Genomic DNA, 18,411 nt, shown 5'->3' with positions numbered 1-18,411 from the left:
TATCGCCATTCCAGAGCTTCGGTTCTCATTCAAACAGAGCCGAAGCTCCCGCCTCTGGTTTGACGCGTTTTCTAGACGCAACCCGCTATCCGCCCCCGGATCAGGTCCAGGGCATGCTCGCTCCCAAACGCTTTAGTTCGCTGCGGCGGCCGTGTTCTGCGCCATTCTGCCTATCATCGCTTCGATCTCGGAGATCACGAGATCAGGCACCGCGTTCTGCACCATGTGACCGAGGCCGGGCAGCACGATTAATTTGACGCCCGGCGCAGTAGCCGCCAGCGGCCGCGAATGGATGTTGGTCGACACCGTCTTGTCGATATCGCCTGATATGATCGTGATCGGCGCTTTAATACTGGCATAGCGTGGCGACTGCTCGGCGACGGCCGCCTTCAGCGTCACCAGATCGCGCGCATTGGCGAGAAACTCGCGCGGGCGCAGCAGCAGCGAGCTTGCGGTGTTTTCGACATATTCGTCCGGGACCGCTTGCGGCGAAAACACGCCGCGGACGCCGGAACTGATCAGGAGTTTGCCGAGCGGCAGCGTAATCGTATAGGCCAGCAACGGGCCGATCACCGGCGTCGCGACGATCCTGTTGTAGCGTCCGACGCCGCCCGGCCACGGATAGGCCACCGGTGCCAACATCACCATGCCGGCGACGCGCTCCGGATAATCCAGCGCCATGCGCGCGCCGAGCGCGCCCGCCCAGGAATGCACCACCAAGATCGAACGCCCGATGCCGAGCCTGGCCAGCGCCTCGTCAATCATCCGTCCCTGAATTTCGGGCGTTGAGTCCTCAAGATTGGCGCGCGTGCTCCAGCCGTGACCCGGACGATCGATCAGGATCACCCGATGGCTTTTCGCAAGCCGCTCACCCACCGGCTGCCGCATCACCTCGAGATTTGAACTGGCGCCATGCAGCATCACGATCGGAGGGCTGGCCGGATCGCGCGGGCCGATATCGACAATATGAAGGGTCGCGCCGGCAACCTCGACCATCCTGCCCTGGGCGGGATGGGCCCGCTGCGTCAGCCACACCCCACCCTGCGTGACCAACGCCAGGATCGCCAGCGCAGCCACGACAATCGCTACCACCATTGAAAATATCCGAATGATCTTTGGCACCAACGAGATACGGCCGGAATGGGTGCGGGTTTCGGGAGTTCTCCACAGTCCGCCCAGCCCTGTGGATAGCGGGGTCATACTGCCGTCACTGGGCTTTTTATACAGTCACGCTAACACTTTCGCCATGTCTCGACGTGTTTGATCAAGGTGTGGCCGACACCTGAAACTTGTACCCAAAATCCACAGGAACGCAGGCGAAGACCACAAATTGTTCCACGGTACAATCGGAGGACTACCCATGATTTCCGACGCAAGCGAAGCGGCCATCGACCAGATCGTTGCGACCTGCAACGGCGACATTCGCGGCGCGCTGAAGGCGCTGCTGCTGGTCAATGAACAGCTGGAAGCGGAGTTGGCGCAGTTCTACGCGGCGGCGGGCCTTGACGGCATGGCGCGCGGCAGCAACGTGCTGCATTAGGATTTTGCGCGAACCGGTATCCACCCCCGGATCAAGTCCGAGGGCATGCTAGGCTTGTAAACGCTTCAGCCTGATTTGGTCAGACTTGTTTAGTCCGACTTGTCCTCATCCCCCGCATCGGAGGAAGGCTGCTCTACCTTCGGGCAAGCGCTGAGGGTCGTGCGTGCGAGTTTGGCATCGTCGAGCGATCGATAAGGCCCGCTGCCGAACCAGATATTTCCGCCGACCTGCGCGTTGATCACTGGATTGCTGGTGACGATCTCGCATTTGTTGGAGGCGCGGTCGCCGACCACCCAATAGTCTGCGCCGAAAGCGCTCGTGCCGGCAGTGACCATCACCGCGCCGGCCAGCAGCAATGATTTCATGGCTTCGCTCCTGACAAGCTGACGGCCGATAATAATGCGTTGGCGGGAAACGTTCCGGCCTGTCCGGAAACAGGGTTAACCACAACGGAGCACAGCGATTCTGATTGAATCAGATATCGCGGCCCTCGACCTTTTCGGTCAGCGTCTTGACCAGTTCCGGCACCTTTTCGAGGTACGGGTTGACCGCGAGCGCCTTGCGGAACGCTTCCAGCGCGCGCTTTTCCTCGCCGAGGTCCTGCATGATCATGCCGAGCCCGGCCAGCGCCCCGAAATGGCGCGGTTCGCGGACCAGCACCTGCCGGATGTCCTCAAGCGAATGGGCGTAATCGTTCTTCAGATAGTAAAGCGTCGCCCGCCGGTTCCAGGCCTCGACATAATCGGGTCGCAGCTTGACCACGGCGTCCAGCAGCTTGAGTGCGACGTCGGCCTTCTGCGCGTCCATGGCCGCCTTGGCGCGCACCATCAACAGCGCCGCGGTATCGCTCGGGGTCTGCATCCACAGCGCCCAAATCCGCGCCTCGACATGCTTGGCGCTGGCCTCATCCGGCGCAGCCTTCAGCGCGCCGAACAGGAAATCCAGACCGCGCGTCCGATCGGCGCCGACCTTCGGCAGTTTGCTCGGCGCTTCCGGCAGCTTCTTCTGTTGCTTGGGTGGCGGGATGATCCGGGGATCGTTCTGAGCAAACGCCATCACCGGCACGGCTGTCATGACAGCGGCGACAAGGATCGCGATCCGGCAGGTGCGGGGTTGCAGGAATCTCAAAGCCATGGGGCAAGTCTAGACGCACAAAAACGCGCTGCAAAGCAGCACGTCGTCAAAGACCTGTGAAGCGGGACGGAATCGCGGGCGAAAAGCCGACCTCAGCCCTGACGGGCCTTGAAGCGGCGCTGCACCTTGTTGATCACATAGACCCGGCCCTTGCGGCGGACCAGACGGTTGTTGCGATGGCGACCGCGCAACGATTTCAGCGAGTTACGGACCTTCATGGGACAATCCTGATGCGTTGAAAGGCCGTGATGGAGGCCGAACCTGCGCTACCCGAAAGTGGCAAAATGAGATTTTTCCCGCCAGCGGCCATACCGCCCGGGACGGGGCGGTTTCTAAGCCATCGCAGGGGAGAATGTCAATCAACCCCGCGAAATCCGGCCCATCTGCCTCGGGGGGCCGCTAGTCAGCTGATTCTCCAGCCATTTTTCTCAAGAATTCAGCGTCAATTAGCCCCAGATTTTGGGCCCCGGTGCCAGGGCGAACCCGTATAAGAGGAATCGCTCCCTTGCGTCACCGACGACGCCTTCCGGCAGAATGGAACTGACCTCCTTATGACGACCGCTCCCCGGCCGACCATCAAAACTGCGGTACTGACCCCTGACGCCCCGATTAACCAGCCCCCAAGCGCCAGGCTGCTGCTGCCGGCCGGCGTGCTGCCGTATCAGCTCAACTGGCCCTACATTCTGGGGATCGGCGCCTACCACGCCCTGGCGCTGCTGGCGTTGATGCCGGGCTATTTCAGCTGGAGCGGCCTGATCGTCGCGATCGTGGGCACGCATCTGTGCGGGCTGTTCGGCATCAACCTTTGCTACCACCGGCTGCTCACCCATCGCGGCCTGAAATGCCCGAAATGGCTGGAGCACAGTATGGTGGTCATCGCGATGTCCTGCTTGCAGGAAACGCCGGCGCGCTGGGTCGCGATCCACCGCCGGCATCATCAATTCGCCGACCAGCAGCCGGACCCGCACAGCCCGCTGGCAAGTTTCTTCTGGGCCCATATCGGCTGGATCCTGGTGCATCAGCCGGAGCTGTCGCGGCTCGGGATCTACGAACGCTACGCCAAGGACATTTTGCGCGATCGCTTCTATGTCGCGCTGGAACGCCATAACTGGCTGATCTGGATCAATCTCATTCAAATGCCGCTGTTCTTCGCCGCCGGATTCGCCGTGGCCTGGCTGTTTGGCGCAACGCCGGCCGACGCAACGCAGACCGGCCTCAGCATTCTCCTGTTCGGCGTCTTCGTCCGCACCGTGCTGGTCTGGCACATCACCTGGGCCGTCAATTCGGTGACACATGTCTGGGGCTACCGGAACTATGAGACCGATGAGGACAGCCGCAACAACATGATCGTCGGCCTGATCTCGAACGGCGAAGGCTGGCACAACAACCATCACGCCGACCCGCGCTCGGCGCGCCATGGTCATCGCTGGTGGGAGATGGACAATACCTGGCTCACCATCCGTTTTCTGGCGTGGCTGGGCCTTGCCACCGCCGTCGTGCCGCCGAGCGCGCATCTGGCAAAGCAGCCTGCCGGGAGCAAGCTGACGACGCGCGGGTCGACGGGCGTCCCGAACGAATAGGGTTAGGGGCCCGGACACAAAATCGCGAAAACAACCCCATGCAAAGGAGGATGGGGCCCTCGCGCGGACGAACGTGAAGGCTTCAGCGGGGCGCGTTCTTGACCAAGGCGCACTTGCTCTCGGACAGCGGCCACACGGTCTCCTCGGGCGGAATCGAGCGAACGATCTCGAGGTAGTCCCAAGGGTAGCGGGATTCCTCGGGCTTCTTGACCCGCGCCAGATACATCGTGCGTGTGACGCGGCCATCGTCGCGGATCTGCGCGTTCTCCGAGAAGACGTCCTCGACCGGAATCTTGCGCATCTCCGCGGCGACCTTATCGGCATCGTCGGTGCCGGCCTTGGCGACCGCCTTGAGATAGTGGCGAACCGCACCGTAGACTCCGGCATGCAGCATCGAGGGCATCATCCCGGTCCGTGCCATGAACGCCTTCGACCAGCTGCGCGTCGCTTCATTCGCGTCCCAATAGGAGGCGGTGGTCAGATACGTGCCCTGTGTCGCCTTCAAGCCGAGGGCATGGACGTCCTGAAGGAAGAAGATCAGCGCGGCGAGGTTCTGACCGCCCTGCACAAGTCCGAACTCTCCGGCCTGCTTCATCGTGTTGGTGGTGTCATTGCCCGCGTTGGCGATGCCGATGACCTTCGCGCCGGAGGACTGCGCGCGAAGCAGAAAGGAGGAAAAATCCGCCGTGTTGAGTGGATGGCGCAGGGCGCCCACGACCTTGCCGCCGGCGGCTTCGATCACTTTGGTCGCATCGGCCTGGAGCTGGTGACCGAATGCATAGTCCGAGGCGAGGATAAACCAGGACGTTCCGCCCGCCTTCACGACCGCCGAGGCGGTCCCGTGCGACACGGCGTAGGTGTCGTAGGTCCAGTGGAATCCGTAAGGCGAGCACTGCTCGTTGGTGAGCGCCGTGGTGCCGGCGCCGGAATAAAGCGCGATCCGCTTCTTCTCGCGCGCCGCATTCTGCACCGCGAGCGCGACGCCCGAGTTCGGCACGTCGACGATCGCATCGACGCCCTCCACGTCAAACCAGCGTCGCGCGATCGAGAGGCCGATGTCGGCCTTGTGCTGGTGATCCGCCGAGATCACCTGCACGGGCTTGCCGACCACGGTGCCGCCGATTTCCTCGACCGCCATCTCGGCGGCGGCAACCGACCCCTTGCCGGTGATATCGGCCGTCACGCCGGCAAGATCGGTGAGAACGCCGAGCTTGACGACATCGCCGCTGATCTGGGCCTGTACCGCGGCCGGCAACAATGCGGCCAGGAGTGCAACGCCGAGTGCATTCAGCCTCATCTTGGATTTCCTTCCCGTATGCGTTTTCTGGTGGTCTTTTTCTGATGGTCTTGCGTCAGCAATTATTGGCGTCGAGCCAGCCGAGGACCATCGCGGCGAGGTCGTCGCTGTTGTCCTCGATCATCATCATGTGACCGTTGCCGCGGATGCCGCGCTCCGGCAGCCATACGAACTCCGCGCCGAGATAGCTGGCGGTCGCTTCGTCCACTTCGCGGGGATGGCGCGCGTCGTGATCGCCGGTCACGATCAGAATCCCATGCCCTTTCAGACTGGAAGGATCGCTGATCCTCAAGCCGCGTCCGCCGATGTTGAATCGCTCGTTGAGGATGCGCGCGCTCTCCGGGACGATCGAACGGCGGTAGTTCTCGAAGGCCTGGCGCGGAAAGCGCGGCGCGTTGGCCCAATAGGCGGCGGCGAATTCGGCGCCGAACCACACCGGGCTCTCCTCCCCGGAATAGACCGGGCAGCCCGCGCGCGCGTCGTCGCGCAGCTTCAGAATGGCAGCTGGATCGTCGGGCAGGTCTGCGAGCAGGTTCGCGGGCGGTCCCGGCGCGATGGCGACGACCGCCGCCACCAGATCGGGGCGCTGCTCCACAATCCACCACGCCATCGGTCCGCTGGCCGAATGCACCAGCAGCACAGCGGGCCCGACCCGCTCCAGAAGTCCGAGCAGCGCACTTGCGACGTCTTGCGTGCCAAGCCTTGCAAAGTCCGGCCCCATGGGCGAGCGGCCGTGGCCCGGCCAGTCAGGCACGAAGACGCTGCGACCCGCGGCGGCGAAGCGCGGCGCCCAGCCCGGCCGAAAGTCCGGCGTCGCCAGATAGCAGGCGCCGGTATGGCCGCCCCCATGCACCATGACGACAGGCGGCTTGCCGGGCACACGGTGCGCCGGACGGACGTGATCGACATAGATAGGATGAGCTGCAGTTCCCGCATAGAATGCAGACGGCGCATTGTCCCATGACCCAGGCATGAATTCTCGCTGGGCCGGCACGGCGTCCATGCCACCCTCCCTGTCGCTCGCATTGATCTTTCTTGTTATCCGGCAATGCTAAGGTGGCACCGATTCTGATGCAAGGCGAAAGTCACAGATGAGACTAAAAAAGTCACATATAAGACTATCTAGACCGAAGGCCGCACCGGCCCGCACCGCGCGTCAGGGTGCGGCCGGCGAGATCGCCGAGGTCCTCGGCGGCACCGAGATCAAGATCGCCTACAAGATGGGTTACGTGCTGAACTTCTACCGCGAGCCTTCATTCCGGAAGATCGAAATGGAGTTCGGCCTGACCCGTCCCGAGATCGTCACACTGATCTTCCTGAATTTTCGCGAGGGCGTGACCGCGAGCGACATCTGCGAATATACCGGCCACCTCAAGGCGAATATCAGCCGCGGGATCATCGCGCTCGAGAAGAAAAAGCTGTTGCGCCGCGAAGCCGACAGCACCGACAACCGGCGCCAAATTCTGTTCATCACACCGGCCGGCCGCGCGCTCTATGCGCAGTACATACCGGCGTTGCGCGAGCGCGAGCATACGATGCTTGCGTGCCTGACTCAGCCGGAGCGCAAGGCGTTCGAACGCCTGCTCGACAAGCTCGCCGGTCATGTGCCGCTCTGGGCGGCGCCCGGTGAATTGTAAGGTGGCGCACCGGTGCAGTGCATCCTAAAGCCGGATGAGATTAGGTCGAATAGCAGCCGCGAAGGGTCTGCGCTCCCTCTCCCGCTTGCGGGGGAGGGCTGGGGTGGGGGTCTATCCACACGACGCGTTCCAAGTGGAGAGACCCCCACCCGTCGCGCTTCGCGCGCCGACCTAAGAGCGAGCTTCGCTCGTCTCGACCCCCGCAAGCGGGAGAGGTGAAGCGAACTCGCGGCTAACTGATTCAATCAATAGTCACCACGCTTTAGTGCGGAAACTCGACCATCGCTTCCCCGGTCGCGACCTTCTCGCCCGTCTGGTTGCGCACCATGACGTCGATCAGCACCCAGCGTGAGTTCTTGGTCACCTGCTTCGATTTGATGACCCCCGTCGGCTGGATGGTGTCGCCGGGCTTCACCGGCTTGACCCATCGCGTTTCCAGCCGCCGGTGGATGGCGCCCGCCGGATAGGCCCAGTCGGTAATCATTCGGGAAATCAGCCCGAAATTGTTCATGCCGTGCATGATGATGCCGCCGAAATTGGTCTTGCCGAAATTGCCCTTCATGTAGTCGTCGTCGAGATGCAGCGGGTTGTAGTCGAGCGAGGCATCGCAGAACAGGCGGATCGATTCGCGCGACACCGCGAATTTCGGCCCGTCGATGCTGTCGCCGGCATTCAGGTTTTCAAAGCTGGTCGTCATGATCCCTCTCCTCGCCTTGAATCTTATTCGGGCCGGATGGTCCAGCCGCGGCCGGAACAGATCACGTCGCCATGCTGGTTGAAGAAGACGTTGTCGTGCACCACGAACAGCCGCTCGCGCTTGATGGATTTGTCGAGCGCGCGGGCCTGTAATGTGATGACGTCGTTCGGCCGCGCCGGAATGTTGTAGCTCCAGGATTGCCCGGCATTGACGGTGCCGGGCGAGCGCATCCAGTCATCCGCCGGCGTGCACGAGAACATCAGCAGGATGTGGATCGAGGGCGGCGCGATCAGGCCACCATAGCGGGTGGTTTTCGCATAGGCCTCGTCGAAATAGATCGGGTGATCCTCGCCGACCGATCTGCAGTACAGTTCGATCGTTTCCTTGGTCAGCGTGTAGGGGATGGTCTTGCGCGGCGCGCCGGGCACGATGTCGTCCCAGGCCTTGCGCAAATTGGCGTCTTTCCAGAAATCGGTCTCGAAGGCTTCCGCCTGCGCCATGCCACCCTCCCTGTTTTTCCGCGATCTTTGATTCTGCCGCCTTGCGGAATTTGTTATATAGTATAATCAATTTTCCAGACCGAAAAATCAAGCCGCGGGGAACCCCAAATGGCCAAGCTCACATTGCCCAATATCGACGACGTCGTGGCAATCGACATCCACACCCACGCCGAAGAGCCCTGCGGCATGCATGGCGACGACGGCTATGACGATTTCCAGGCGCAGATGGCCGACTATTTCAAGTCGCCGCACAAGCACCCACCGACGGTGCCGGAAACCGCAGCCTATTACCGTTCCAAGAAAATCGCGGCCGTGATCTTCCCGGTCGACGCCGAACGCGAGACCGGCTTCCGCCGCTACAACAATTACGAGATGCTGGAAGTCGCCTCCGACCATCTCGACGTCCTGATCCCCTTCGTCAGCATCGATCCCCACAAGGGCAAGCTCGGCGTGCGCGAGGCGCGCAAGCTGATCGAGGAATACGGCGTCCGCGGCTTCAAATTCCACCCCACCATGCAGGGCTTCTATGCCAACGACCGCATGGCCTACCCGCTCTATGAGGCGATCAACGAGGGCGGCGCCATCGCGCTGTTCCACACCGGCCAGACCGGCGTCGGCAGCGGCATGCCCGGCGGCATGGGCATGCGGCTGAAATATTCCAACCCGATGTACATGGACGACGTCGCGGCTGACTTCCCCGACCTGAAGATCATCCTCGCCCACCCGTCGTTCCCCTGGCAGGAAGAAGCGCTGTCGGTGGCGACCCACAAGCCGAACGTCTATATCGACCTCTCCGGCTGGTCGCCGAAATATTTCCCACCGATCCTGGTGCGCTACATCAACTCCATCCTGCAGGACAAGATGCTGTTCGGCTCGGACTGGCCAGTGATCACGCCGGACCGCTGGCTGGCGGATTTTGCCAAGCTCGACATCCGCGACGAGATCCGGCCCAAGGTCCTGAAGGCCAACGCACGGAAGATTTTGGGTATATAATAGCGGCGTCCGGTCGTTGGCGGACGGTTGAACAAGATGGTGTCCAGTGACCCAACTTGCCAAAATCGCTGTCCTCGTCGCCGCGATCTCGACGGCAGGCATCGTTCAATGCCCCGCGGCTGAATCGCCGCCGATTGCCGTCGAGATCGAGAGCCCGCTTGCCAGTCCGCATCCGCTGCAGGGTTATCTGCGGCAAACAAACAGCGCGGGCCCCTCGCCCGCCGTCGTGTTGCTGCATAGCTGCAATGGAAATTGGGGACGGCTGGACCAGCGTTGGGGCAAGCGGATCGCATCCTGGGGCTATGTGACGCTCACCGTGGATAGCTTGGGCCCGCGCGGCCTGAAGACCTGCGGCGAACATCCCCCGCAGGATCTGATCCTGGATGCCTATCGGGCCCTGAAGTTTCTGGCGCGCCATCCCCTGGTCGATCCTGCGCGTATTGCGGTGCTGGGTTTTGCGAATGGCGGTCGGGTGGCTCTCACGTCTGTCGAACACGGCTTCCTGGAACAGGCATCGCCAAACAAGTTTCATGCGGCCATCGCGTTCTATCCGCCGTGCCGTCATTTCAAAGGCGGCATGACGGTGCCGACGCTGATTTTGATCGGCGAGCGCGATGACGTGACCCCTGCCGAAGAGTGCCGCAAAATGGTAGACGGCCGGGACGCCTGGGGCATATCAAGACAGAAGGATCAGGGCGCGCCGATCAAACTCATCGTCTATCCCGACGCCTATCACGGCTTCGACGCACCCAACGTCACGACACCGGCCGAGCTTTCGGGGCGCCATCTCGAATTCAACCAGATTGCAACAGACCAATCGGTCGTCGCCCTCCGCGAATTTCTCGACGCAACGATTGGCAGGAGAGAGTAAGTCACGTGAATATCAAAGCCGTCGTGTCCAAACCGAGGCAGCTATTTCTTGTCTACCACGCGCAGCCGTGCCGTGGCCTCGGCAACCGTCACGCCCTGCGCATCGACCAGCGCGGCTTCCACGACGATTTCCCGGTCCGTGCGCTCCACGACCTTTGCCCTGGCGACAATAGGCCCGACATTTGCGGGCTTGAGAAACCGCGTATCCAGACTGCGGGTAATCGCGGTCTGGCTTGAGGTGAGCGCAGCCAGGGCACGTAGCCCGGTCGCTGAATCCAGCATGGCAGCCAGGAAGCCGCCCTGAATCGTACCGTGCCTGTTGGTGAAGGATGGCTGCGCCAAGAACCGGATCGAAGCTGTCTCGCCGGCGTCATCGAACCCCAGCCACTCGCGTCCCAATAGCAGAGCGCCGGGCGGCACGTTTGTTATCGCATCGCTCAAGCGACCCCTCCATCATGACGATCAATGACACGAGAACATCTGGTCCGTCATCTCACACAATGTTTCTCGGTCGTAACCGACGCAGAGAGAGATGAGCCAGGCAGCGCATTTCCAGTTTGACGGTTTGACGCTTTCCTGAAACGCTCGCCGCACCATGAACAGGCCCTCGTTCGAAATCAAACGCCTTGCTGAAGAATCGAGTCCTGCGGCGTCGATCGCCAAACTCCAATTCGAGTTATGGGGTCCATTGACCGGCTTCGAATCGATAAGGGAATACGAGCGCTTCCTTCGTACCAGCACCCATTCGGCCGGGCTTCCTACTGTTCTGGTCGCGAGGCGCGGCGCGGCGCTGCTCGGATCGGTCAATTTTCTGGCCAGCGAAATGACGATCCGACCTGAGCTCTCGCCCTGGCTGGCACAGCTATTCGTCGTCGACGCGGAACGTGGCGGCGGTGTCGGAGGCGCCCTGATAGACGCCGTGATCGATCATGCCGCGGAGCTCGGCTTTCGTCGCCTCCATCTCTACACGTCGGGCACGCTACCCAACTACTACGCCTCGCGCGGATGGCGACCGATCGAGGAAGTCGAGTATCTCGGCAGGGCGCGCACCATCATGGCCTTCGACCTGCCGTGAGCGCATGGCACCGGTGAAAACGCGCGTCGCTCGTGGGCTGGCTAGTTCTGGCGCCGCGATCTATACAACCCAGCACGCAATTTTCCGCTTACGGGTGATGCCGTGACTATCAAAGCCGTCGTGTTCGATGCCTATGGCACGCTCTACGACATCCAGTCGGTGGCGTCAGTCACCGAGCAGGCCTTTCCCGGTTACGGCGAAATCATCACCCAGGTCTGGCGCATCAAGCAGCTGGAATATACCTGGCTGCGCTCGCTGATGCGGCGCTATGAGGATTTCTCCGTCGTGACGCGGGAATCCCTTGCCTACACGCTGCGCTGCCTCGGCCTGAAATACGACGAGGCTGATTTCGCCGGGATCATGGACAAGTACCTGCGTCTCGATCTCTATCCCGATGCGCTTGCCTCGCTCGCGGCGATGAGGAACAAGAAGCTCGCCATTCTCTCCAACGGCAGCCCCGACATGCTGGACGCGCTGGTGAAGAACAGTGGCCTCGACCGCGTACTCGATGCCACCATCAGCGTCGACGCCAATAAAATATTCAAACCGAGCCCGGACGCCTACGCCTTGATCGAAAGCACGCTTCACATTCCGCCGCACGAGGTCCTGTTCATCTCCTCGAACCCGTGGGACGTCTGCGGCGCCAAGGCGTTCGGGCTCAACGTCGCCTGGATCGAGCGGGTGACGCCGGAGGCGATGGCGCAGGCCTGCAGCAAAGCCGATCTCGTCCCGCCGATCACGATGTTCAAGGCGATCCGTACCCAGATGGACGAGCTCGGGCTCGAGCCCGACCATCGCATCCACGCGCTCGCCGAATTGCCCGACCTGGTAGCTGGAGCCCCGTTCCGATGAAATCGGAACGGGGCTCCAGATTCTTGATTAGACGCGTTTTCTTGACGCGAACCGGTGTCCACTTCGCTGGAAAACGCTCTACCCGAAAGTCCTGACCCATGAGCCTTGAATCCGTCCGCGCCTTCTTTGCCGAGAAGGCGCCTGAAATTTCGGTGATCGAATCCACCATGAGCTCGGCAACGGTCGCGCTCGCGGCCGAGGCGTATGGTGTCGAGCCGGCGCGGATCGCCAAGACGCTCAGTTTGCGGATCGGCGAACGCGTAGTTTTGATCGTGGCCGCCGGCACCTCGCGGATGGACAACAAGAAGGTGAAAGCGCTGTTCGGCGGCAAGCCGAAGATGCTCGGGCTCGACGAGGTCGCCGAGATCACCGGCCATGAAGTCGGCGGCGTCTGTCCGTTCGGACTGAAGACGCCGCTTCCGGTCTACTGCGACGTGTCGTTGAAGGCGTTCGATGTCGTGGTTCCCGCGGCGGGCTCAACGCACAGCGCGGTGCGCATCACACCCACGCGCATGGCGGAACTGACCTCGGCCGAATGGGTCGATGTCTGCGAGGTCAGAACCGAAAGCGAAGCGACGGCCTAATCGTCGTCGTCGTAGGGTCTCGGCGGCTGGGGCTGTACCAGCGGTGCTGCACGGCCGCGCGGCGCGATTTGCTGTTGTGGCGCCCGGCCGGCCGGTGGCTGTTGCGCATTCGCCTGCGATTCGAATACGGCGCGGCAATTGTTCGAGAGCTGCGGCGTATTCTGCCGCAAACACGTCACGATCCGGCTGACATCCGGAACCTGATCGCTGCACAGTCGCCATACGTCGGGGGTGCAGGCCATCTGTTGTTCCCAGGTTCCCCTATATTCCTGGGCGAATGCTGTTGATTGCAGGGCGCCAACGCTTCCGATCGCGAGGGCAAGGCTGAGCCCGATGCGTGGCACGGCCGGGTCCGCTCGTTTCATGTCCGGTCCTTTCATTCGAGTGGTGTGGCGATACGGGTTCCAACTCGCACCGCTCCCAAAACACTCTCCAATGAATGCGGCCACCCAACGTTCGCTCAGACAAAAAAATGTGAATGGAGTTCCCTACTCCGCCTCCGATGTCCCTCGCCGCGGCGACCAGTCGAGGAAAGCGCGTCATGAGCGCCCCGACTGCGCGACGTCGCATCGCCATGTGATGCAGGACAGGGACCGCTAGCTTGCTACTCTTTTTCCGAGCGCCGCATTTTCGCGTCCAGCGGCGTCATGCCAAAACGCCGGCGAAACGACCGGTGAAAATACGAGACATCGTTGAAGCCGGAGAGATAGGCAATATCGCTGATCTTGCTCGCCCGGCGCAGCGGATCGCGCAGCAGCCGTGCCGCCCGCATCAGCCGCTGCTCCAGAACGAATTCCGAAAACGTGGTACCAGCGCGTTCGAACAGCATCTGGATGGCGCGCGGGCTGGCGCGGTGGCGCTGCGCGAGGTCGGCGAGCGTGAGCCTGCCGTCGCCGAGGCGCGACAGAATGTCGGCCTTGATCGCTTCCAGGCGAGCCGCCGCAAGGCCGCGGTCTTGCGCGAGTTCGGTCTCGTCGCGTCCTGTCCCCAGCATCAGGACAACCAGGTCCAGAAGATGCTGCGAGACGGCACTCTGCGCCAGTGCGTCGAGACCCGGGGCATGCTGAACCGCGAGGTCGTAATATTGGTGCAGCATCGCCGCGAGCGCGGGGTTTGGCGCGAGCGGCCGCGCAATGCGATCTTCCGCATCGGGACAGTAGGCGAGCAGCGTCCGGCGCTCGATGAACAGCGACTTGAAGCGCCCTTCGGCCAGCTGCGAGACGTCGGCACCTTCATGCGCCGCATCGGCAAGGCCGGTGCCCATCGGTTCAAGATCGACCGACCGGCCACCGACCGTGATGCGCATCGGCGCGGCCGTGGCCAGCACGAAGGCGAGCGCGCTGTCGCGGTCGGCGCCGGTCGCGACGAACTGCATCGGCGAGCCTGCTGCCCCCGACATCTTGAGACCCGGCAGCGGCACCGCGGTCACGTCGCATCGCACGGGCCCGGCCGCGAGCGGCGCGACATCGCCGCACATCACGCGGCGGCAAAACTCCTCCCGCCAGGCGTCATAGGCAGGCCCATGCGGGTCGCCGGTATAGCCGAGGCGCGGTGCGCCGCGGATCGATTGGCTGTCGGCCGCCATAAGCGCGCGCGTCTCCAGGCTCGTGTAACGGAACACCAATATCGCGTTGGCTGCCCGGCGCAACGTCTTCCAGCACAGTTGCGCGCCAGGCCATGGAAATTTGCGCTGTAGTCCATTCGGTGCGGCAACGCGTCGCGCCGCCGGCCCGGCCGTCCGTGTCATCGCCGCAACAGGCCGGCACAAACCAGCGTCCTGCGCCTTCAGCCATAATGCGTTTCGCCCGGCTCCAAGAAGCGCCGCGACGTTCCCGCTAGCAGTTCAGATACTGCAACGAAGGAATTGTCGATGCCGACTGGAATACAGGACCGCGCCCAGAACGCCGTGATGCCGAATGACTTGCGCAACAGGCTGCTCGTCACCACCGCGCTGGCGCCGCTCCTGTTCGGGGGACTGCTCGCGCTGGCACCCGGCCCGGCGCGCGCCGCCTGTACGGTGGCCGGCACCGGCGCCATCGGCGCACTTGACTCCGGCGACGTGGCGACCTGCACCGGCCTGGGCAACACCGATAACATCAACGCTATGGGCAGGACCAATGTCACGGTCGATATCGGCACGGGAGGCGCCCCGGCTTCGCTTACGCCAGCCGCCGCCTTTTCTGCGGTTAGTCTGTCAAACACTTCCTCATCGCAGGTGAATGTCAATGATCAGGGAACGATTCAGCACGCCGGCAGCAGTGGAATCCTGATCCTCAACGGCTCCGCCAGCAACACGATATCGATTGCAGCCGGAGGGCTTGTCGCGACCACGAGCATCGGCGGGCCTGCCATTGGCGTTCTCGATTCCAGCAACAACACCATCAACGTCGGCGGCACTGTGTTCGGTAACGCCATCAGCGCGCAAGGTGCATATGTTGGCGGGACATCGACTTCAAACTCAATCAATGTGCTCGCTGGCGGATCCGTCATCGGCTTTGACGGCATTTTTCTCAGCGCCGGCGGCAACACGATCAACAATGCCGGTACGATTTCCGGGACCGTCGCTGTGGGAATCACGGGATCGACCGGCATCGACACCGTCTTCAATTCGGGCACGATCACGGGCGGCGGCAGCACCGCGATCAATTTGTCGGGTGGCGCGGACTCGCTCACGCTGGCGCCAGGATCCGCCATCACCGGGCTTGTATTTGGCGGTACCGGCACCGACACGCTGGGATTTGGCGGTAACGGAAGCGCGACGTTCAACCTCGGCAATCTCGGCACCGGCCTGCAGTATGATGAGTTCGAACTGCTGCGGAAAACCGGCACGTCGGTCTGGACGCTGACCGGCACCACCGCCTTCAACGGCGCAACGACGGTGGAAGCCGGCGGCCTGATCGTGAACGGCACATTGCCATCCGTCGTCACCGTCCATGGCGGGTATCTCGGCGGCAGCGGCACGATCGGCGGTCTCGTCGTCAACAACTTCGGTACGGTCGCGCCCGGCAATTCAATCGGCACCATCAACGTCAACGGCAACGTCACCTTCAATGCCGGCTCGACCTACCAGGTCGAAATCAACGCGGCCGGACAATCCGACAGGATCGCTGCAACCGGCACTGCGACCCTCAATGGCGGCACCGTGCAGATCGTGCCGCTCGGCACCGGCTTTGTCGCCAACACCCAATACACGATCGTCACCGCGGCCGGCGGCGTCACCGGCACCTTCGCATCGCTGGCGCCACTGAACGCGCCGCTGGTGTCGGGGCAGCTCAGCTACGACGCCAACAATGCGTATTTCACGCTGCAGCAGATCGCAGGCTTCGGAACGCTGTCGCTGTCGATGTCTGGTTTGACTCCGAACCAGGCCGCCGTGGCTGGTGCGCTCGACAACGCCCAACTCGGCGGTGCGTCCGGGCCACTCGCCACCGCCATCAACACGCTCGCCGCGCTCAACACGCCCGGCATCAAGGCCGGCCTCGACGATCTCGCCGGACAAATTCACGCCGACGGGCGCCGTTTCACCACCGATCAAGCCGGCTCCTTCCAGAACTTCATGTGGAACGCCGGTACCCAGTCGCGCGGCGAGACCTTGCGGATGTCGGCGTCGTCCTACGCGCCGGAGCCGACCGACCCGATCGGCAAGGCGCTTGCCGCGCGCCGCGCCGCGCCAGTGCAGAGCGTGTGGTTCGGCGGCTATGGCAATTGGGACAGGGTGGCGGCGACCGACATCGCCTTCGGCACCAACACCAGCATCGGCGGCGCCGCGCTCGGTGTCGATCTGTGGAACAGCCCCGGTGCCACAATCGGCCTCGCAGTCGGCGCATCGACCGGCAAGATCCGGTCGGCTGTTCGCGCCGACCGGATCGATGCCAATGCCGGCCATGCCGGGTTCTATGCGCGCGGCGAGAGCTACGGGTTCAACGTCGCATCGGCCATCAGCTATTCCTTCGCGGCGCTGGAATCCTCGCGCACGATCTCGTTCCTGGGAGAAACCGCCGCCGGCCAGTCCCGTGCCAACACGCTTGCCGCCACGTTCGGCATCGCGCGGCCGTTCCAGTTCGGCGGCTTCGAGGCCGAGCCCTTTGCCAACCTCGACTGGTATGCGACGAGGCAGAACGGCTTCAGCGAAACCGGCGCACCCGGCGTGAACCAGAGCGTACAGGCCGGTGGCTTCGACGCGCTGTTCGGCACCGCGGGTCTGCGCTTGATGCATCAAACCGTGATGGCGAATGGCCTTCCGGCGCAATTCGGCGTCACGCTCGGCGCGCGGCATGAGTTTTCCGGCAACGCGCCAGGCATGCTTGCGGCCTTCGAAGGCGCGCCGGGAATTCAATTCGCGATCACCGGCGTCGAACGCGCCCGCACCACTGCGCTCACCGGCGTCGAGGCGCGGTGGGACCTCACGGCCACGACGTCGTTCAAGGCCTCCTACGAGGGCGCGTTCGCACCGGGCCTTGACCGGCACACATTGCGGGGCGCGATCCGCAGCGAATTCTGAGGCAGGCCCCTACTCCACCTTGCCGATCTTCTTCACCGCGGCGACCAGCCGCGCGCTGTCGTCGGCGACGAATTTTGCAAATTCCGGCGCGTCCATGTAGGCGACCGGACTGCCCGCGGTCTCGAAGGTCCTGATCACCTCGGGCGCTTTGACCGCCTGCGCCATCGCGCCGCGCAACTGCGTCATGATCGGCGCCGGCAGCGCGCTCTGCGCGAACAATCCCGCCCAGATGTAGAACTCGACGTCCTTGTAGCCGAGTTCCTGGAAGGTTGGCAGATCGGGAAAGCTTGCGATGCGCGCGGCGCCCCAGTTCGCGAGCACGCGCATCTTGCCGTCGTCGACCTGCTGCTTCAGCGTGCCCGGCGCCGAGGCCACCGCCTGCACCGTGCCGCTGAGCAGCGCGGTCAACGCAGGTGCGGCGCCGCGAAACGGCACGTGCAGCAGTTTGATGCCGGCGCTCGCCGCGAACATTTCCATCGCCACATGCAGCGTGCCATAGGGGCCCGACGAGCCGTAAGGAATCTGGCCGGGACGCTTTTTGGCGTCATCGACGAAATCCTGCAGCGTCTTCCATGGCGCCGAGGCCGGCACCGCCAGCAGCGTGGGGTCGGCCAGCACGCGCGCGACCGGCGCGAATTGCGAGACTTCGTAGGCCACCGGGCGGTCGAACAGCCGGTCGGCTTCCGGCAGCACCGCCAGCGACGACAGCGTCATCAACAATGTGTAGCCGTCGGGTTCGGCGCGCGCCGCCGCCGCATTGCCGACCGATCCGCCGCCGCCACCGGCGCGGTTGTCGACCAGCACAGGCTTGCCGAGGATTTTTTCCATCGCCTGCGCCACCGGCCGCGCTGCGAGATCAGCCTGGCCGCCGGGCGGAAACGGCACGATCATGGTGATGTTGCGCGAGGGGTACGCGCCTTGCGCGAAGCTCGCATTCGAGAGCGCAGATTGCGCGAGCGGCAGCACGGCGGCGGCTTTGAGAAGTTCGCGGCGATTCATCGGCATTTCCCCCGGAGTTATTGTTTTGGTTATTGGGGGTAGCCTAGCGTGAAGCTGCTGACGTTGCGAGGGGCCTGCTCTTTTTCACCCTCCCCTGGAGGGGGAGGGTCGACTCACATGGAGCGTAGCGAAATGTGAGACGGGGTGGGGTG

The 18,411-nt window shown here is 63.2% G+C and carries 21 protein-coding genes; 9 read left to right on the top strand and 12 right to left on the bottom strand.

The window, feature by feature from the left end; all coding sequences use genetic code 11:
- Positions 1–132: 132 nt before the first annotated feature.
- Positions 133–1,095, bottom strand: coding sequence for an alpha/beta fold hydrolase (locus tag JQ600_RS32945; RefSeq protein ID WP_212389134.1), 963 nt, complete (start codon positions 1,093–1,095; stop codon positions 133–135).
- 265 nt (positions 1,096–1,360) lie between these two features.
- On the opposite strand from JQ600_RS32945, the gene JQ600_RS32940 reads away from it, so the two are divergent.
- Positions 1,361–1,540 carry a hypothetical protein gene (locus JQ600_RS32940; protein ID WP_212389135.1) on the top strand — a complete coding sequence of 60 codons (180 nt, stop codon included), beginning with the start codon at positions 1,361–1,363 and terminating at the stop codon, positions 1,538–1,540.
- An 89-nt stretch (positions 1,541–1,629) separates the two neighbouring features.
- Here the strand turns inward: JQ600_RS32940 and JQ600_RS32935 are convergent, their stop codons facing one another.
- The 3 genes from JQ600_RS32935 to ykgO form a co-directional block, all read right to left on the bottom strand.
- Positions 1,630–1,905 (bottom strand): hypothetical protein, encoded by a 276-nt coding sequence (locus JQ600_RS32935; protein WP_212389136.1) that lies wholly within the window; start codon positions 1,903–1,905, stop codon positions 1,630–1,632.
- A 109-nt stretch (positions 1,906–2,014) separates the two neighbouring features.
- A complete protein-coding gene (locus JQ600_RS32930) occupies positions 2,015–2,674 on the bottom strand; it encodes a tetratricopeptide repeat protein (RefSeq protein WP_212262910.1) in 660 nt (219 codons plus the stop codon).
- Between the two features lie 92 nt (positions 2,675–2,766).
- Complete coding sequence (gene ykgO / locus JQ600_RS32925; RefSeq protein WP_002718645.1) at positions 2,767–2,892, bottom strand: type B 50S ribosomal protein L36; 126 nt, start codon at positions 2,890–2,892, stop codon at positions 2,767–2,769.
- A gap of 333 nt (positions 2,893–3,225) precedes the next feature.
- On the opposite strand from ykgO, the gene JQ600_RS32920 reads away from it, so the two are divergent.
- Positions 3,226–4,254 (top strand): acyl-CoA desaturase, encoded by a 1,029-nt coding sequence (locus JQ600_RS32920; RefSeq protein WP_212389137.1) that lies wholly within the window; start codon positions 3,226–3,228, stop codon positions 4,252–4,254.
- Between the two features lie 82 nt (positions 4,255–4,336).
- Here JQ600_RS32920 and JQ600_RS32915 read toward each other — a convergent pair whose 3' ends face one another.
- The gene (locus JQ600_RS32915; RefSeq protein WP_212389138.1) at positions 4,337–5,551 is read right to left on the bottom strand and encodes an ABC transporter substrate-binding protein; all 1,215 of its coding nucleotides are present in this window, start codon (positions 5,549–5,551) and stop codon (positions 4,337–4,339) included.
- 55 nt (positions 5,552–5,606) lie between these two features.
- Complete coding sequence (locus JQ600_RS32910) at positions 5,607–6,554, bottom strand: alpha/beta fold hydrolase (RefSeq protein ID WP_212389139.1); 948 nt, start codon at positions 6,552–6,554, stop codon at positions 5,607–5,609.
- An 88-nt stretch (positions 6,555–6,642) separates the two neighbouring features.
- Here JQ600_RS32910 and JQ600_RS32905 point away from each other — a divergent pair, with 88 nt between their 5' ends.
- Entirely contained in the window at positions 6,643–7,188 is a 546-nt protein-coding gene (locus JQ600_RS32905) for a MarR family winged helix-turn-helix transcriptional regulator (protein WP_249136209.1), read from the top strand.
- Positions 7,189–7,450: 262 nt separating this feature from the next.
- Here JQ600_RS32905 and JQ600_RS32900 read toward each other — a convergent pair whose 3' ends face one another.
- Both JQ600_RS32900 and JQ600_RS32895 read right to left on the bottom strand, forming a co-directional pair.
- Positions 7,451–7,885: a MaoC family dehydratase gene (locus tag JQ600_RS32900; RefSeq protein WP_212389140.1), complete on the bottom strand. Its 435-nt coding sequence runs from the start codon at positions 7,883–7,885 to the stop codon at positions 7,451–7,453.
- A 23-nt stretch (positions 7,886–7,908) separates the two neighbouring features.
- Positions 7,909–8,385 carry a MaoC family dehydratase gene (locus JQ600_RS32895; protein ID WP_212389141.1) on the bottom strand — a complete coding sequence of 159 codons (477 nt, stop codon included), beginning with the start codon at positions 8,383–8,385 and terminating at the stop codon, positions 7,909–7,911.
- Positions 8,386–8,493: 108 nt separating this feature from the next.
- On the opposite strand from JQ600_RS32895, the gene JQ600_RS32890 reads away from it, so the two are divergent.
- Together JQ600_RS32890 and JQ600_RS32885 are read left to right on the top strand one after the other, a co-directional pair.
- Positions 8,494–9,378: an amidohydrolase family protein gene (locus JQ600_RS32890; RefSeq protein ID WP_212036908.1), complete on the top strand. Its 885-nt coding sequence runs from the start codon at positions 8,494–8,496 to the stop codon at positions 9,376–9,378.
- A 46-nt stretch (positions 9,379–9,424) separates the two neighbouring features.
- A complete protein-coding gene (locus JQ600_RS32885; RefSeq protein WP_212389142.1) occupies positions 9,425–10,249 on the top strand; it encodes a dienelactone hydrolase family protein in 825 nt (274 codons plus the stop codon).
- 41 nt (positions 10,250–10,290) lie between these two features.
- On the opposite strand, the gene JQ600_RS32880 is transcribed toward JQ600_RS32885, so the two are convergent.
- Entirely contained in the window at positions 10,291–10,689 is a 399-nt protein-coding gene (locus tag JQ600_RS32880; protein ID WP_249136208.1) for a PaaI family thioesterase, read from the bottom strand.
- A gap of 247 nt (positions 10,690–10,936) precedes the next feature.
- On the opposite strand from JQ600_RS32880, the gene JQ600_RS32875 reads away from it, so the two are divergent.
- The 3 genes from JQ600_RS32875 (at position 10,937) to JQ600_RS32865 (ending at position 12,759) form a co-directional block, all read left to right on the top strand.
- Entirely contained in the window at positions 10,937–11,323 is a 387-nt protein-coding gene (locus JQ600_RS32875) for a GNAT family N-acetyltransferase (protein WP_212262916.1), read from the top strand.
- Between the two features lie 102 nt (positions 11,324–11,425).
- On the top strand, positions 11,426–12,175 hold the full coding sequence (locus JQ600_RS32870; RefSeq protein ID WP_212389143.1) for a haloacid dehalogenase type II: 750 nt from the start codon (positions 11,426–11,428) through the stop codon (positions 12,173–12,175).
- Positions 12,176–12,273: 98 nt separating this feature from the next.
- Positions 12,274–12,759, top strand: coding sequence for a YbaK/EbsC family protein (locus tag JQ600_RS32865; protein ID WP_212389144.1), 486 nt, complete (start codon positions 12,274–12,276; stop codon positions 12,757–12,759).
- On the opposite strand, the gene JQ600_RS32860 is transcribed toward JQ600_RS32865, so the two are convergent.
- Together JQ600_RS32860 and JQ600_RS32855 are read right to left on the bottom strand one after the other, a co-directional pair.
- Positions 12,756–13,124: a hypothetical protein gene (locus tag JQ600_RS32860; RefSeq protein WP_212262919.1), complete on the bottom strand. Its 369-nt coding sequence runs from the start codon at positions 13,122–13,124 to the stop codon at positions 12,756–12,758. The two genes, JQ600_RS32865 and JQ600_RS32860, sit on opposite strands and share 4 nt — an antisense overlap.
- Before the next feature lie 239 nt (positions 13,125–13,363).
- A complete protein-coding gene (locus tag JQ600_RS32855; protein ID WP_212262920.1) occupies positions 13,364–14,344 on the bottom strand; it encodes an AraC family transcriptional regulator in 981 nt (326 codons plus the stop codon).
- A 285-nt stretch (positions 14,345–14,629) separates the two neighbouring features.
- Here JQ600_RS32855 and JQ600_RS32850 point away from each other — a divergent pair, with 285 nt between their 5' ends.
- Positions 14,630–17,260 (top strand): autotransporter domain-containing protein, encoded by a 2,631-nt coding sequence (locus JQ600_RS32850; protein ID WP_212490309.1) that lies wholly within the window; start codon positions 14,630–14,632, stop codon positions 17,258–17,260.
- 9 nt (positions 17,261–17,269) lie between these two features.
- Here JQ600_RS32850 and JQ600_RS32845 read toward each other — a convergent pair whose 3' ends face one another.
- On the bottom strand, positions 17,270–18,259 hold the full coding sequence (locus JQ600_RS32845; protein ID WP_212389146.1) for a tripartite tricarboxylate transporter substrate binding protein: 990 nt from the start codon (positions 18,257–18,259) through the stop codon (positions 17,270–17,272).
- Positions 18,260–18,411 lie beyond the last annotated feature (152 nt).

Source organism: Bradyrhizobium sp. AUGA SZCCT0176, assembly GCF_018130145.1.
GTDB lineage: Bacteria > Pseudomonadota > Alphaproteobacteria > Rhizobiales > Xanthobacteraceae > Bradyrhizobium.
The sequence above is the reverse complement of the archived record's forward strand: the minus strand, read 5'-3'. Positions and strand labels throughout refer to the sequence as shown.